Source organism: Lentibacillus cibarius (assembly GCF_005887555.1).
Classification (GTDB): Bacteria; Bacillota; Bacilli; order Bacillales; family Amphibacillaceae; genus Lentibacillus; species Lentibacillus cibarius.
The window spans coordinates 1-16,120 of record NZ_VCIA01000001.1 but is presented as its reverse complement, the minus strand read 5'-3'; the positions used below and the strand labels follow the sequence as shown (position 1 = coordinate 16,120).

Sequence of the window (16,120 nt, the reverse complement as noted above, 5' to 3'; positions counted from 1 at the left end):
TCCACTTAAGCTGTTGCGAGGAACATGATTAAAACGGTCCAGGAGTGTTAATATGGAAAGCAATGACTTTTTTGTTATTAAAGCACTGGAAGATGGTGTGAATGTAATCGGGTTAACAAGGGGGACAGATACGCGCTTCCACCATTCAGAAAAATTGGATGAGAATGAAGTGATGATTGCACAGTTCACAGAGCATACCTCTGCTGTAAAAGTTAGAGGTAAAGCTGTCATCCAAACGAGCCACGGAGAGATGTATAACGACTAGTTATAAACTGCTGTGCCCCTTCTTCACTTTTGCTCATTTTTTGTTATGGAACACTCCTGAAGTATGCTATAATAGCTATATGATTTGGAGTCAATGGAAGGGTGCAGGTGGTTGTTTTGCAAACATCCAGTATGGAATTAAACAATCTAAAAGTGCTAATTAATGAGAAAATACATAATTCATTAATCGAAAAATATGTACAAGTTCCTTATTTGAATGATGATAAATTATATATGTTAACATTAGTTCTTAATAATACAGCGTTGCCGGATGAAAAAAAGAAGAATTACATCACGGCCGCCATGCTTGTCCAGATGGCATTAGATATACATGACGCTGTCCCTGAAACAAATGATTGTCTGCAAACGGATGATGAAGTAAAGTCGAAGCAATTATCCGTTTTGGCAGGAGATTATTATAGTAGCTTATATTATTTGCTTCTTTCGGAAGTAGAAGAAGTTGAACTAATTAGAGTTCTTGCGACTGCTATTAAAGAAATTAATGAGGGTAAGATGGAATTACACTATAAAATGAATGAAGACTCATTTTATATATCGATGCAACTTATTAAAAAAGTAGAATCACTTTTAATTATACGGGTTGCAGAATTTACCGGCGAAAAAATGATTCGCGATATCGCCGCTGAATGGCTGACGATTAGAAAGCTTTCCACCGCACGAAAACCTTCAGATAGTGGCGTCAAAGAGGTACCTCTAGATATTTGGGATGAACACATCGCCAGTAAGGACCGTCAAACCATTGAAACATTCCTTAATAGGGAATTAAGATCCATTAACCATCATTTGGTTCGGTTTCCGTCCCGTCTTGCCGGGCTAAGTACAGAATTAAAAGAGACACTGAATGAATCACTTGCCAATAGTAGATCGATTGCGGAAGAAGGGTAATAGCCATGCAGCAACCATCAAAAGAAGAACGAGTACATGATGTTTTTGAGAAAATATATGACCGCTATGACTCCATGAACGCAATTATTTCTTTTCAGCGACACAAAGCTTGGAGAAAAGACGTCATGAAGCAGATGAATGTCCAAAAAGGAGCCAAGGCATTGGATGTATGCTGTGGAACAGGGGATTGGTCAATTTCTTTGGCGGAAGCTGCAGGGAATTCCGGAGCAGTAATTGGACTGGACTTTAGTGACAACATGTTGTCTGTCGCTAGAGAAAAAAATCGGAATTTAGAATACAAACAGCTATCTTTCATTCAAGGAAATGCCATGGAACTACCATTTGAAAGCAATTCATTCGATTATGTTACCATCGGATTTGGGTTGCGCAATGTCCCTGACTATATGAGAGTGCTGAAAGAAATGTACCGGGTCGTTAAACCTGGTGGAAAAGTGGTATGCTTGGAAACCTCACAACCAACTATGATTGGTTTTCGCCAGGGGTATTATCTTTATTTCCGGTTTATTATGCCATTATTGGGAAAGTTATTCGCAAAAAGTTATCAGGAGTACGCATGGTTGTATGAATCTGCTAAGAATTTTCCTGATAAAAAGAAACTTAAACAAATGTTTTACAGAGCAGGCTTTAATTATGTTAAGGTGAAACACTATACAGGAGGAGTAGCCGCCATGCATATGGGAATAAAGAAAGAAAGCGGCAATCTTTAACGGTGCAGATTAATATGTGCCAAGTGATGGCCTTCTTGCCTGCGGTATCGTTCAAGCTGGATAAAAAAGGTGACATGCATGAAGTTGACGAAAACATATGGGCACTTAAAAAAAGAATTGGATATGATTGAATATGCTCTGGCCGATGCGATTCAGGCCGAACATGATACTTTGCGCGAAACTTCCACACAGTTGCTAAAGGCAGGGGGAAAACGTATCCGCCCTGTTTTTGTCTTGTTGTGCGGACAACTCGGGGAATATAACGCCGAGCGTGTTACAACGGTTGCTGTATCGTTAGAACTGATACATATGGCATCACTCGTTCATGATGATGTGATTGATGATGCAGCTTTGCGTCGAGGTGAACCCACTATCAAACAATTGTATGGCAACCGCACCGCGATGTATACTGGTGATTTTATTCTGGCCAGAGCATTAGAGAATATCACCAAACTGAAAAATCCGTCTGCCCATCGCATTCTTTCCGGGACGATGGTGCAAGTGGCTAAAGGTGAAATTGAACAAATCAGGGATAAATATAACTGGAATCAAAACTTACGGGATTATTTACGAAGAATCAAAAGAAAAACTGCATTGCTTATCGCGGCAAGCTGTAAACTCGGCGCTATTGCTTCTAATGTAGACGAAAAGCGAGCTGCTAAGTTGTTTTGGTATGGCTATTACATCGGGATGTCATACCAGATTATTGATGACATTCTTGATTTTACTGCATCGGAAAGGGAACTCGGTAAACCTGCAGGTAATGATTTATTACAAGGAAATGTCACGTTGCCGGTACTTTTGGCAATGCAAGACCCTTCATTTGAACGACAACTTCGTGAAACGTTTGCAGATCCGGAGCTGGTTACTAGAACATCCATGGACAACCTACTTGACTCATTGAAGCAAACAGATGCTATTGCGGCATCCTATCGAATCAGTAATCAATATTTGCAAAAAGCACTTAAACAGTTAGATGATATTCCACATAACAAAGCAAAGCATACGTTGCAGAGCATTGCCAAATATATTGGCAAAAGACGTTCATAAGTATATTGTTATTGTGTACGAAGTCTGGTAAAATTCTTATCGGTTGTCTTTAGTAAAATACATATGAAAAAGAGGTGCAGAAAATGGAACAGACATTTTTAATGGTTAAACCGGATGGCGTTCAGCGTAATTTGGTCGGTGAAATCGTAAGCCGGTTTGAGCGTAAAGGTTTTAAACTTGCTGGTGCTAAGCTTATGCAAATTTCTGAGGAGACAGCAAAAACACACTATGGAGAGCATGAAGATAAGCCTTTTTTTGGGGAACTAGTGGAATTCATCACATCCGGACCTGTTTTTGCGATGGTATGGGAAGGTGAAAACATCATCTCGACAGCCCGCGACATGATGGGCAAAACCAATCCGCTTGAAGCGGCTCCGGGAACAATCCGTGGTGACTATGGAATGACAGTAGGGAAGAACATCATCCATGGATCTGACTCGCCTGAAAGTGCTGAAAGGGAAATTAACCTTTTCTTCCAGGATAGTGAAATTAAAACATATTCAAAACAGGATAGTGAGTGGATTTATTAAATTTAAAGCCTCCGTTTTTTAACGGAGGTTTTGTATAAAACGGGCTTTTAAAACTTGGTATGGTATCCCATTAAACGTTGAAATGGATCCATTGACTGTACTGATAAATAGAATTAGTTTAAAAGAGGCGTTCATGCATGACAGATGACTATATCGAATTTATCAACAATGTAAAAAAAAGACTTAGCATAGATTTGACAATGTATAAACAGACACAAATGAAACGACGACTTGTATCATTGCGGGACAAGAGAGGTTATCCAACGTTTCGTCAATATTTTTGCGCAATGAAACGGGATAATTTGCTGCTGAATGAATTTTTGGATCATATGACAATCAATGTATCCGAGTTTTTCAGGAATCCTGACCGGTGGGAAGTACTAAAAACGTCTATTTTGCCGCAGCTTGGTGCATTGTCTAACAAACTTAAGATATGGAGTGCCGCCTGCTCCACGGGGGAGGAGCCATATAGTACGGCAATCATGTTAAAGGAGTTTTTTCCTAATTATGATTTTCATATTCTGGCTACCGACATCGACCGTAGCGCCCTTGAAAAGGCCAGGCAGGGTGTATATACGGAACGGTCGGTAAAAGGAATACCAGATAAACTGATTTACAAATATTTCAAACAGGATGAAAACTTATATTCAGTTGATCAATCAGTCAAACAACATGTTGCCTTCAAAAAACACGATTTGCTCGCCGATACATACCCATCAAATGTTGATTTAATCATATGTAGAAATGTACTGATTTATTTTACAGATGATGCGAAGGCAGCTATTTATACCAAATTTTCACACTCATTAAATCAACATGGAGTGATTTTTATCGGCAGCACCGAACAAATATTCAAACCCGATAACTACGGACTCCGCTTGCTTGATACATTTTTTTATCAGCGTATGACGTAAATCTTAGTATAATTTAATATAGAAACAGTTCATCTGTACGTTTGTTTAAGGACAAACGTATTTTTCTTACCTTCAGAAGATACAGCAAATTTTAACGAAATCCACCAAAAACTTGCTAAAATATGATATAGTAATACAAAATTCCGTTAAGGAGGAAAACATATGCGTTACTTGACAGCCGGTGAATCCCACGGTAAACAGCTGACTACGATTATTGAAGGGCTTCCCGCTAACATGCCACTTCTTCAGGAAGATATCAATCAGTCATTAATCAGGAGACAGCAAGGGCATGGACGCGGCAAACGAATGCAAATAGAAAAAGATATGGCCGATATCACAAGCGGGGTGCGCCATGGTTACACGCTCGGGTCACCGATATCGCTTGTTATACATAACGATGATTTCAAACATTGGATTGATATCATGGGGGAAGATCCCATTGAAACGAATAAAAAACTACGGCGAACAGTGTCACGGCCGAGACCCGGACACGCTGATTTGAATGGTGCACTAAAATATGGTCACCGTGATATGCGCAACGTCCTTGAACGTTCATCGGCAAGGGAGACAGCGGCACGGGTGGCGGCAGGAGCAGTTGCCAAAACACTTCTTAATCATTTAGGCATTACTGTCTCGGGGTATGTTAAAGAAATAGCAGGAATCACGGCAAAAGAAAATAGTTCCTTATCCATTGCTGATAGACAGCGTATTTCCGAGGAATCTCCAGTCCGGACACTCGATAAAGATGTAGAGCAACAAATGATGGATGCCATCGATCAAGCTAAAAAGGATGGAGATTCCATTGGTGGCGTTATCGAAGTGTATGTAGAAGGTATGCCCGCTGGTATCGGATCATACGTTCATTATGATCGAAAATTGGATGGCAGAATAGCCGGCAGCGTCATGAGCATTAATGCATTTAAAGGTGTTGAATTTGGTTTGGGGTTTGAAGCGGCCCGAAAAAACGGCAGCCAAGTTCATGACGAAATTGCCTGGGACGAGGAAGATGGCTATTATCGAAAAACTAATCGTCTCGGAGGTTTCGAGGGTGGTATGACAACAGGTATGCCATTGGTCATCAAAGGTGTTATGAAACCAATTCCAACTCTCTACAAACCGCTGCAAAGTGTGGATATCGAGACAAAAGAACCATTCAACGCAAGTATTGAACGATCTGATTCCTGCGCTGTCCCTGCAGCTTCAGTAGTCATGGAGCACGTGGTGGCTTTTGAGCTGGCAAAGGCAATTACAGAACAATTTCCACATGACCAGTTTCCGAAGTTACAACAAGCTATCGATGATTACCGTGAAGAAATCAGGTGCTTTTAATGGATACGCTTCACGTGAACGCAGACACAAAAACATATCCTGTGTACATCGGAGAAGATCTTCGTCATGATGTGAATCGCTTTTTATCAAAAACATACACGGCAATTTTAATTATTACCGATGATTGTGTCGGCAGTCATTATTTGCAAGATGTCAAACAGGCCCTTGCACATGACCGGGTGTTTACCCACACGATTCCTGCAGGCGAGAAAGCTAAAAGCATCGATATATTTTATCAATTGCAAACAAAGGCAATTACATGCGGACTCGACAGGCGATCACTAATCCTCGCACTTGGCGGTGGTGTTGTTGGAGATGCAGCGGGTTTCGTCGCTGCAACATTCATGCGGGGCATTGATTTTGTGCAAATGCCAACAACTATACTTGCCCACGACAGCAGTGTCGGTGGAAAAGTTGCGATTAATCACGAACAAGGGAAGAACCTGATTGGCAGTTTTTATCCACCTGATGCGGTTATTTATGATATAAACACTCTGCATACATTAAGCAATAAGGAAGTGCGTTCGGGCTATGCAGAAATAATTAAAGAGGCACTGCTAGGTGATGCGGACTTTTTTCACGAATTAATAAATCAGCGCCTGGCTTCACTTACCAATCGCCAGCTTACCGATCATATAAGAAAAGGAATCAATATAAAAGCATCCATCGTTGAACAGGATGAACGCGAGTCTAACATTCGTAAATTTCTAAATCTTGGACATACATTGGGTCATGCGCTGGAGTCCTTGCTCGGTTATGGAAAGTGGACACATGGAGAACTAGTTGCGGTTGGATTATTATTTGCAATACGGGTAAGTGAAAAAAACTTTGCCACAAATCTCCCGTTTGACGAGTTATATACTTGGCTAAAAAATAATGGGTATCCGCTAGCATTACCTGTTATTGATCCCGGTGATATCCTTTCAAAAATGAAACTGGATAAAAAGGCATTTAATTCTGAAGTACAGATGGTTCTTTTACAAGCTGTTGGGCAGCCGTCAATGGCTGAAGTGGATGATTGCGCGTTACTTGATTATCTGGAATCTTTTTTCGAGGAATTGACACATAGAAATTAATAGATGGGGGAGTAGAAATGAAAAATAAAAAAGTACTTGATGGAATGACACCATACAAACCCGGAAAACAGATAGAAGAAGTGAAGGAGGAATACGGTCTTAGCCGGATTGTGAAGCTTGCATCAAATGAAAATCCATTTGGTCATTCTGAACAAGTGAATACAACCATCTCCCACATGCTCGAACATCACATTTATCCGGATGGATACGCAACAGAACTGCGACGTACAGCTGCAGCAAATTTAAATGTTAAAGAAGAACAGCTAATATTTGGCAGTGGAACAGATGAAATTATTCAAATAATCGGCCGTGCATTTCTGTATCCTGGTGTGAACACAGTCATGGCGGCACCGACATTTCCTCAGTACAAACACAGCGCACGTATTGAAGGCGCTGAGGTGAAGGAAATTCCGACAGTCAACGGTTGCCATGACCTATCAGGTATACTTTCTGCCATTGATGACAGGACAAGTGTTGTATGGCTTTGTTCACCGAATAATCCAACAGGGTGCGTGATTTCAAAAGACGATTTTTATGCATTTATGGACAAATGCCCGGAAAATGTTTTGGTTGTGCTTGATGAGGCTTACTATGAATATGTGAGTGCCGAGTGGAACCTGCGTGTACTGGATCATTTGGAACAATACGAAAATTTGATGGTGCTGCGTACATTCTCCAAGGCTTATGGACTTGCCGGATTAAGAGTCGGGTATGGTATTGCATCAGAAACATTGATTCGAAAACTAGATGTTGTCAGAGGACCATTCAACGTATCGACTATAGCGCAAAAAGCAGCTTTAAAAGCAATGGAAGATGATGCCTTTCTTGAACAAGCCATAACCAGAATTCATGCTATTAAACAATCGTTTGAACATTTTTTGGACTCCATTGGCTGGCATTACTTTGAATCACACACCAATTTTCTGCTGATATCGACACCGATAAGCGGAGAACGTGTATTTCAATATTTACTGGAAAATGGATTTATCGTCAAAGCCGGCGAAGGACTTGGCGCTCCCAATACAATTCGGGTAACAATTGGAACAGAAACAGATATGCAGCAACTGCAGAAAGTGTTGTATCAGTTACATCTTAAACTGGATAAGGAGCAATCAATGTGAACAGAACCATATTTGTGATTGGATTAGGGCTGATTGGTGGATCGTTAGCCAAGTGCCTTTCCCAATCTAATAAAAATCGTGTTATAGGATATGATATTGACCGAAAAACAATTGAATTTGCCCGGATAAACGGCATCATTCACGATGTTAGTACGGATATAGTGATGACAGCTAAAGAAGCCGACATTATTATCCTGGGCACACCAATAACCGAAACGATTGAGATGATGCACACACTGGATACCATTACATATGATCATGATGTTATTCTCAGCGACGTATCATCTGTCAAAAAGCCGATTATTGATGCGGCGAATCGTTTACAAAATAGCAAGATACAATTTGTAGGCGGGCACCCGATGGCTGGTTCCCACAAAAAGGGAATTACCGCGGCAAAAGGGCACCTGTTTGAAAATGCCATCTATGTACTAGCACCATCAAAAAGCTGCCAGTCATCAGCTGTCGAACTGCTTCAGGAAGTACTGAAGGATACAAAAAGTAATGTTGTTCGCCTGGGGGCAAATGAGCACGATGAGATGACCGGTGTCATTTCACATTTCCCGCACTTGATAGCTTCGGCACTCGTTCAACAGGCGAAGAAATGGCAGGATACGCACGAATTTATTCCTAAACTAGCTGCAGGGGGATTCCGTGATGTAACACGTATCGCTTCCAGTAGTCCGGAACTCTGGCAGGATATTCTTTATCATAATAAACAAAAAATGATACAGCTGATTGACGATTGGACAGCGGAAATGACGGCCCTAAAACAGATGCTGCATGAGAATGAAAAAGAACAGCTGACATCCTACTTAGAGCAGGCAAAAGATTACCGTGATGGGCTCGGTGCTAAGAAAAAAGGGGCTATTCCTGCATTTTACGATTTATATGTGGATATACGCGACCAGACAGGAGCCATTGCATCAGTTGCTAATCTATTAGCAGAAGAAAGTGTAAGCATCACCAACATTCAGATCCTCGAAATCCGTGAGGGGATAATGGGTGCTTTACGACTGACCGTATCGACAAAAGAGGAGCAACAAAAAAGCTATCAGGTACTACAAGAAAAAGGATATGATTTAATGCTAGAAGAGTAATAGGTAAAGGAAGGGAACAAAATGAAAGAATTGACACTGGCACCCGCACAGTCTCCGATATCTGGGAAACTACAGATTCCCGGGGATAAGTCCATCTCTCATCGGGCTATCATATTAGGTTCATTGGCAACTGGTATAACAACCGTTACGGATTTTTTAAGAAGTGAAGATACTAGACGCACGGTAGAAGCTTTTCGACAGCTTGGTGTGAAGATTGAGGAAAATGACAGCTTACTTAAGATTTATGGCAATGGCCCTACAACCCTAAACGAGCCGTCCAGTCCAATTTATTTTGGAAATTCAGGGACAACTGCCAGATTAATGTTGGGGGTTTTGGCTGGTTTGCCAATTTTCACTTCAGTATACGGTGATCCCCATTTAACGCAGCGGCCAATGGATCGTGTGGTAGGACCGCTTTCTGAGATGGGTGGGAAATTCGACGGACGAAATAACGGTAATTACTTACCACTTGCAGTAAGAGGCGGCAATCTTAAAGGCATTCATTACAAGCTTCCAGTTAAAAGCGCACAGGTGAAATCAGCCGTGTTGCTGGGCGGGTTATTTGCAGAAGGAACGACCGAGGTGATTGAGGAAACACCTTCACGAAACCACACGGAAAATATGCTCCAAGCATTCGGTGCGGATATAGCTGATAATGATGGTCATATACGAATTACAAATGAACGGGCTTTAATAGCAACAGATGTGGTCGTGCCTGGTGATATTTCTTCAGCAGCGTTCTTTATGGCTGCTGCAGCAATCGTGCCAGAAAGCAAGCTAACATTGCTTCGCGTCGGTCTCAATCATAGTCGGACAGGAATTATTGATGTCTTATCTGAAATGGGAGCACAAATCAGCATTACCAATCAACAGACAGTCGGTGGGGAAACATTCGGGGACATTACGGTTGTCCACCGTCCTTTAAATGGGGTTGTGATTGAGGGGGATATTATCCCGAGGTTAATTGATGAGCTTCCGGTTTTAGCCCTTGTCGCTACGCAAGCCAAAGGAAATACTGTCATCCGTGATGCTGAAGAACTTCGATTGAAGGAAACTGACCGTATTGCAGCCACAGTAGAAGAACTGACCAGCATTGGTGCAAAGGTCGAAGGAACTGATGACGGCATGGTTATTAAAGGCAGTTCAGTTTTAACCGGGGGTCAGACAAAAGCATACAATGACCACCGTATTGCCATGATGCTTGCAGTGGCTTCGTTAATTGCCGAACAGAATGTGGTTATTGATGATGTATCTTCAATCGACATTTCCTATCCCAATTTCTTTCGGGATTTGCGCAAAATAATTAGTAATCATTCAACTTTCGCAACCTGAAAGATGAACACATAAGGCTTGAAAGAATGAAGAAAGTTAGACATATACTACGCTAGTTGACTTTTTGGATGTATGATTCGTTGTTTATCATCACATTTGATATATAATGCGACATAATTTTGTATGAGTGTTAAACCGCCGCTGCGGAAATACACTACGCTTTCCGCGGGTGACCCGTGAGCCTCCTCGGACATCCGGTGTGCTCGTCGTGTTGTAAGTGGTTTCAGTGGAGCAGCACTCCTCGCAACTCGTAGCGTACTCGGTGGATGTATCGCTCGTTCCTGTGGGGTCTCACTTTCGCCACTGTTCCCGCAGGAGTCTCCGTGTATTTCCTCCGCTTGTGCTTAACTACATTTATACATAATTAAATCACAAAGAATAATGAACTACTATTTTGATGGTTGATTGGAGTGGAGGCCAGTCGACTCCTGCGGGAAAAGCAACAGCTGAAGATCCCGCAGGAAGCGGTTTTCTTCCGAGGAAGCTGAAGCGTTGCCCGCGGAAAGCGACTGGCTGGAACGGAAATCAACCTAGCACTTACGTCGCATTATATATCTTTTGTGTATTAGAATAACTCGGCATTCGCCTCGACTTATAGCGATGCCGAAGTTTTTATTATAAGGTCATCCATATTTTATACTTTTTGACGTCATTAAAAAGGATCTGCCCATCCAGGCAGATTCTTTTCTGATTGAATAAAAAAATTGTATTCTGTATGATGAAAAGATAAATGAGTACGACAGCGGAAAGGATGTACCTGATGGATACAACCATAATGGAAGCAGTTAATTTAATGGAAACAAAACAAACCGAAAAAGCTATTTCACTTCTTGAAGATTATTTACCAAAAGCTGATGATGAAGAGAAATTCACCATTGCTGAACTGTACGTGCAGTGGGGATTTTTAACCGATGCGGCTGATGTTCTAGATGAATTGATGCATCGTTTTCCTAAAGAAAGTGAAATAAAAATTATGCTAGCAGATGTATATATTGATCTGGATAATGATGAAGAAGCCATCAATCTGCTGGATGAGATAGATGAAGATGATCCGGCATATGTACAAACATTATTACAATTAGCCGATTTGTATCACGCACAAGGCCTATTTGAAGTTGCCGAGCAAAAACTACTGAGTGCCAAACATCATGAACCAAATGAACCAATTATTGACTTTGCTCTTGGGGAACTCCTGTTTTCAAATGGAGAGTTTCGCCAAGCCATCACGTATTATGAAAAGGTACTGCCCATTACAAAAGAAATCAACAATGTATCTGTCAATGACCGGCTAGCTGAAGCGTACGCCGCATCCGGTGACTATGAAGTTGCGCTTGATATTTACCAGGATATTGACAGCGAGGATCCAGATACGCTCTTCAAGTACGGGTTCACTGCATTACATGCGGGACGTCGAGATATCGCCATCAAAGCATGGAAACATGTGATCGAGCAGGACATGTATTATCACACGGCTTATTATCAATTGGCAAAAGCTTATGAATCAGAAGAAATGCCTCAGGAAGCATATGACACTGCCTTAAAAGGTATCCAAGTGGATGAATTTAATAAAGAACTATATTTTTTCGCGGGTTCGATGGCTCACCAGTTGAACAACGATAATGAAAGCGAAAAGTGGGTGCGTGAAGCCATTACACTTGATCCTGATTATAAAGAGGCGGTGCTATTTTTAGTTGAACTGCTGAAGCAGCAAGATAAAACAGAAGACATTATCGAACTGTTAACAGAAATCAGCAACACAGGAGCCAAAGATCCACTGTATGAGTGGGAACTTGCACGTGCCTATAATGAAACGGAATCTTATAACAATGCATTAAAACACTACCAAGAAGCATATAATAGCTTAAACCAAGATAGTGATTTTCTAAAAGAATACGGCTACTTCTTAACCGAAGAAGGGAGGATTGACAACGCCATTCAATTGTTTGAGGAGTACTTGCGCATACAGCCACTTGATGCGGATATTGAAGAATATGTGTCCCGATTGAAACAGACACGAGAAACATAGCCATTAAATGGATATTGAGGGAGGTTATCCTTGTAAATGCAGACTCCTGTTTCCGTGCAAGACAAAAAAAGTTTCATTCAATGGTTCTTGAACCATTATCAGTTAAAAAAACGGGAAAGTGTATGGATCCTGAACTATATAATTAACCACAAAAATCTGCTTAAAAACATACATTTCGTTCGTGAGGCGAAATACTGCCCAAGAGGCTTAATTATGTCCAGCCATTGCTCGGAAGAAGTTCCGTTCCGCTTTTATAAAAAACAACTCGTTACAACGGACGCTGAAAAATCCTTTCATGATATTCGCATGAACCAGAACGAGCCATTATATATTCAATTGAATTTCAATAAATCACACCAGAACAGTTACTATGCAGCGGTTCTTGTTGAAAATCCGTTTATACCGGACGATTATTTTATTACCAAGCACGACAGGGACGCGGCAAAAAAGATATTGGATCTGACTGTACATGAATATCAGCGCACAGCACTAAAGAGAAAAATAGATCGTGCGCTTGATGAAGGGGATCGACAAACTTTTTTTGAGCTTGTTGAACAGCTAAACGGAATTGACCGTGAGAAATTAAATCAACCTAATTCTTAAATGAATAGGTTGATTTTTTTTTGTGTACTTAGGATAATAAACTTGGCACAATAATTTCTTGTTTTTTAAAGAATAAACAGAAGGGCAGGAAGTATACTATGAAATGGATAAAAAAAGACTTGCAGCAATTTGTCAAAGCGAAAGAATATGTAGACACCGCAATTGTTCCGCTGCTTTCTTTTCAATTATCAGATGATGCAAAACTCGAAAGGGACGCATTCCAATCAGAGGCACAGTCAGTATTTTTGCGCGAACTAGAAAAAGAACTTACCGGAAGGGTGATGCTGACACCTGATTACCGTTATTTAAAATCTGCAGACAAAGATGCTGAATTGAACCGGCTTCAATCATGGGTTGGAGATGTACAAGCACAACCGTTCCGCCATGTTTTTTTTATAACATCTGATTCAAGCTGGAAAAAAAGTGAACAAGAACTGCCCGGGACCTTAATTTGGCTACCTATAACAGCAGGTGATACAGCAAACCCAGAGAATATGCAGCCTATTATCCGGGAACATGTGCAACAGGTCAGTGAACTGATCAGAAGTTACTGGAAAGATGATCAGAAAGCGTAAGCAGTTTAGTCGCAAAGAATCGGATGCGGCTTCTATCCTGATTAATTCTTAAAGATTTCATTGGGAGAACAAGGGATTTATATTGACCCGTCATACAGTTTGCGCTATCATGGTATTGTCCTAGTAAACTGATTTAATAAACTTGTCCGTGAAAAATGTATAGAGGGGGGAAAAATCATGAGCGAAGACAAACAACCAGTATCCCGTCGTCAATTTCTAAACTATACGCTTACAGGTGTGGGTGGTTTTATGGCAGCTGGCCTAGTGGTGTCACCGATCCGTATGGCAATTGACCCGGTGCTTCAAGAATCGACAGCATCAGGTGATTACACAAATGTTAAACTTGCTGTAGAAGATATCACAGAAGAGCCACAGCGTGTCGATTGGGAAATTCAACAGGTGGATGGCTGGTACGAATCCAAAGTGACTAAATCTGCATGGGTTTATAAAGATGAAAATGGTGATATAGTTGCACTTTCCCCGATTTGCAAACACTTGGGTTGTATTGTTTCTTGGGCAGGCAGCGAAGACTATCCGAACCAGTTTTACTGCCCGTGTCATGACGGACGCTATTATAAGAATGGTGTAAACGTTCCAAACACACCACCGACGGCACCATTGGACGTATATGATCACAAAATTGAGAATGGGATGTTATTCCTTGGTAAAGCACAGTCGAGAGAGGAGGCGTAATAGAAGATGCTGCAAAAGTTATACGACTGGATAGACGAGCGCGTGGACATTACGCCTATATGGCGTGATATAGCGGACCATGAAGTCCCTGAACATGTTAATCCGGCCCATCATTTCTCTGCTTTTGTTTATTGCTTTGGGGGATTGACATTTTTCGTAGTAGTCATTCAGATATTATCAGGTATGTTTTTAACCATGTATTATGTACCTGACATTGAAAATGCATGGCGTTCTGTTTATTATCTGCAAACAGAAGTCGCACATGGTCAGATCGTTCGTGGCATGCACCACTGGGGAGCCAGTGTTGTTATTGTAATGCTCTTGCTACATACATTGCGGGTGTTTTTCCAGGGCGCATATAAAAAGCCGCGTGAACTGAACTGGATTGTTGGAGTCCTCTTGTTCTTTACCATTCTGGGATTAGGTTTCACAGGCTATTTGCTACCATGGGATAATAAAGCATATTTCGCAACAGAAGTCGGATTGAATATTGCGGAAGATGTCCCTATCATTGGTGAACAAATTAAAGTATTGCTGGCTGGAGACGCAGATATCGTCGGCGCTCAAACGCTTGCACGGTTCTTTGCGATTCATGTTTTCTTCCTGCCTGCAGCATTGTTTGCCTTGCTGGGAGTACACTTCATACTAATCCGAAGACAAGGAATTTCCGGACCATTGTAAACAAAGGAGGTTAAGCTGTGCATAAGGGTAAAGGAATGAAGTTCGTCGGGGATTCTCGTATCTCCTCAGAACGAAAATCGAGTATACCAAAAGACTATTCAGAATATCCCGGAAGAACAGAGGCATTCTGGCCCAACTTTCTATTAAAGGAATGGCTGGCGGGGTCTGTGTTTTTAGTCGGCTTTTTATGTTTGACAATTGCCCATCCATCGCCTTTGGAAGGTATGGCCGATCCAACTGCCGCCGGCTATATTCCATTGCCGGACTGGTATTTTCTGTTCCTGTACGAGTTACTGAAATATAATTTTGCCAGTGGCCCTTATATTTTATTCGGTATCCTGATTATACCTGGACTAGCATTTGGCGGGTTGCTGTTAGCACCCTTCCTTGATAAGGGACCGGGAAGACGGCCGCATCAGCGCCCAATTGCAGTTGGCATGATGCTTTTGGCGTTGACATCTACCATTTGGCTTACCTATAAATCAGCTTCACATGTGGACTGGGAACAGCGTGCGGAAGCGAATAAGCCTGTCCCACCATCCGAAGAAGTAAACATTGATAAGGATTCAGATGGGTATGCCGTATATGAGAGTAACTGTATGAGCTGTCACGGTGAGGATATGCAGGGTACTGCAGGACCAGCACTGATTGGTATTGACAAATCTGCAGACGAAATTGCTACAATTGCTCGAGAAGGAATAGGGTCCATGCCAGCAGACCAATTTACCGGATCGGATGAAGAGCTACAGAAACTGGCAGATTTCATCGTATCCGTTAATGAAAAGTAAAAAAACGTGTTTTCCTTAAAACACCTTTGCCAAGACAGTTGGTGAAGGTGTTTTTTCATAAGTCAGACAGGTATTTAGTAGGCATGAGCATTTTGAATAGACGCTTTCTGTCATGCTTAAAAGAAGGGATATTAGACATGATACGATACATACTAACAAATAGACGTTTTTTACTAATCCTATTTATAATCAACTTATTAGGTACTGCTTATGGCTATTATTGGTACCGATTCCAACTTTACGATACACCTAGAATTTTTTTACTGTTTGTTCCGGATAGTCCCACAGCTAGTTTGTTTTTTACGGTCTTTTTGCTATTTTTTCTATTTAATCGGAACGTACCGTATATTGAAGCACTTGCTGTCATAACGTTATTCAAGTATGGAATTTGGGCGGTTGTGATGAAT

General features: G+C 41.3%; 18 protein-coding genes. All 18 read left to right on the top strand.

Going from position 1 to position 16,120, the window contains the following annotated elements; genetic code table 11:
- Positions 1–52 precede the first annotated feature (52 nt).
- On the top strand, positions 53–265 hold the full coding sequence (gene mtrB / locus FFL34_RS00090; RefSeq protein ID WP_138600222.1) for a trp RNA-binding attenuation protein MtrB: 213 nt from the start codon (positions 53–55) through the stop codon (positions 263–265).
- A 116-nt stretch (positions 266–381) separates the two neighbouring features.
- Positions 382–1,170 (top strand): heptaprenyl diphosphate synthase component 1, encoded by a 789-nt coding sequence (locus FFL34_RS00085; RefSeq protein WP_138600220.1) that lies wholly within the window; start codon positions 382–384, stop codon positions 1,168–1,170.
- A gap of 5 nt (positions 1,171–1,175) precedes the next feature.
- Positions 1,176–1,898, top strand: a complete 723-nt coding sequence (locus tag FFL34_RS00080; RefSeq protein WP_138600218.1) for a demethylmenaquinone methyltransferase — start codon at positions 1,176–1,178, stop codon at positions 1,896–1,898.
- A 78-nt stretch (positions 1,899–1,976) separates the two neighbouring features.
- Positions 1,977–2,948: a heptaprenyl diphosphate synthase component II gene (gene hepT, locus FFL34_RS00075; protein WP_138600216.1), complete on the top strand. Its 972-nt coding sequence runs from the start codon at positions 1,977–1,979 to the stop codon at positions 2,946–2,948.
- Between the two features lie 83 nt (positions 2,949–3,031).
- On the top strand, positions 3,032–3,478 hold the full coding sequence (ndk, locus tag FFL34_RS00070) for a nucleoside-diphosphate kinase (RefSeq protein WP_138600214.1): 447 nt from the start codon (positions 3,032–3,034) through the stop codon (positions 3,476–3,478).
- A 137-nt stretch (positions 3,479–3,615) separates the two neighbouring features.
- Positions 3,616–4,392: a CheR family methyltransferase gene (locus FFL34_RS00065; RefSeq protein ID WP_138600212.1), complete on the top strand. Its 777-nt coding sequence runs from the start codon at positions 3,616–3,618 to the stop codon at positions 4,390–4,392.
- Between the two features lie 162 nt (positions 4,393–4,554).
- Positions 4,555–5,721 carry a chorismate synthase gene (aroC, locus tag FFL34_RS00060; protein ID WP_138600210.1) on the top strand — a complete coding sequence of 389 codons (1,167 nt, stop codon included), beginning with the start codon at positions 4,555–4,557 and terminating at the stop codon, positions 5,719–5,721.
- On the top strand, positions 5,721–6,797 hold the full coding sequence (gene aroB / locus FFL34_RS00055) for a 3-dehydroquinate synthase (RefSeq protein WP_138600208.1): 1,077 nt from the start codon (positions 5,721–5,723) through the stop codon (positions 6,795–6,797). The genes aroC and aroB overlap by 1 nt, the downstream gene beginning before the upstream one ends.
- 17 nt (positions 6,798–6,814) lie before the next feature.
- The gene (gene hisC, locus FFL34_RS00050) at positions 6,815–7,918 is read left to right on the top strand and encodes a histidinol-phosphate transaminase (protein WP_138600206.1); all 1,104 of its coding nucleotides are present in this window, start codon (positions 6,815–6,817) and stop codon (positions 7,916–7,918) included.
- Positions 7,915–9,015 (top strand): prephenate dehydrogenase, encoded by a 1,101-nt coding sequence (locus FFL34_RS00045; protein ID WP_138600204.1) that lies wholly within the window; start codon positions 7,915–7,917, stop codon positions 9,013–9,015. Before hisC ends, FFL34_RS00045 begins: the two co-directional genes overlap by 4 nt.
- 21 nt (positions 9,016–9,036) lie before the next feature.
- Positions 9,037–10,347 carry a 3-phosphoshikimate 1-carboxyvinyltransferase gene (gene aroA / locus FFL34_RS00040; protein WP_138600202.1) on the top strand — a complete coding sequence of 437 codons (1,311 nt, stop codon included), beginning with the start codon at positions 9,037–9,039 and terminating at the stop codon, positions 10,345–10,347.
- A 760-nt stretch (positions 10,348–11,107) separates the two neighbouring features.
- A complete protein-coding gene (locus FFL34_RS00035; RefSeq protein ID WP_138600200.1) occupies positions 11,108–12,373 on the top strand; it encodes a tetratricopeptide repeat protein in 1,266 nt (421 codons plus the stop codon).
- 36 nt (positions 12,374–12,409) lie between these two features.
- Positions 12,410–12,976 carry a ReoY family proteolytic degradation factor gene (locus FFL34_RS00030; protein ID WP_138600198.1) on the top strand — a complete coding sequence of 189 codons (567 nt, stop codon included), beginning with the start codon at positions 12,410–12,412 and terminating at the stop codon, positions 12,974–12,976.
- A gap of 98 nt (positions 12,977–13,074) precedes the next feature.
- Positions 13,075–13,551, top strand: a complete 477-nt coding sequence (locus tag FFL34_RS00025; protein WP_138600196.1) for a DUF2487 family protein — start codon at positions 13,075–13,077, stop codon at positions 13,549–13,551.
- A gap of 177 nt (positions 13,552–13,728) precedes the next feature.
- Positions 13,729–14,244, top strand: coding sequence for a QcrA and Rieske domain-containing protein (locus FFL34_RS00020; RefSeq protein WP_138600194.1), 516 nt, complete (start codon positions 13,729–13,731; stop codon positions 14,242–14,244).
- A 6-nt stretch (positions 14,245–14,250) separates the two neighbouring features.
- Positions 14,251–14,925, top strand: coding sequence for a menaquinol-cytochrome c reductase cytochrome b subunit (gene qcrB / locus FFL34_RS00015; protein WP_138600192.1), 675 nt, complete (start codon positions 14,251–14,253; stop codon positions 14,923–14,925).
- 17 nt (positions 14,926–14,942) lie between these two features.
- The gene (locus FFL34_RS00010; RefSeq protein WP_138600190.1) at positions 14,943–15,713 is read left to right on the top strand and encodes a menaquinol-cytochrome c reductase cytochrome b/c subunit; all 771 of its coding nucleotides are present in this window, start codon (positions 14,943–14,945) and stop codon (positions 15,711–15,713) included.
- Between the two features lie 137 nt (positions 15,714–15,850).
- Positions 15,851–16,120, top strand: a 270-nt coding sequence (locus FFL34_RS00005) for a DUF1405 domain-containing protein (RefSeq protein ID WP_138600188.1), incomplete at its 3' end; no start/stop codon positions are given.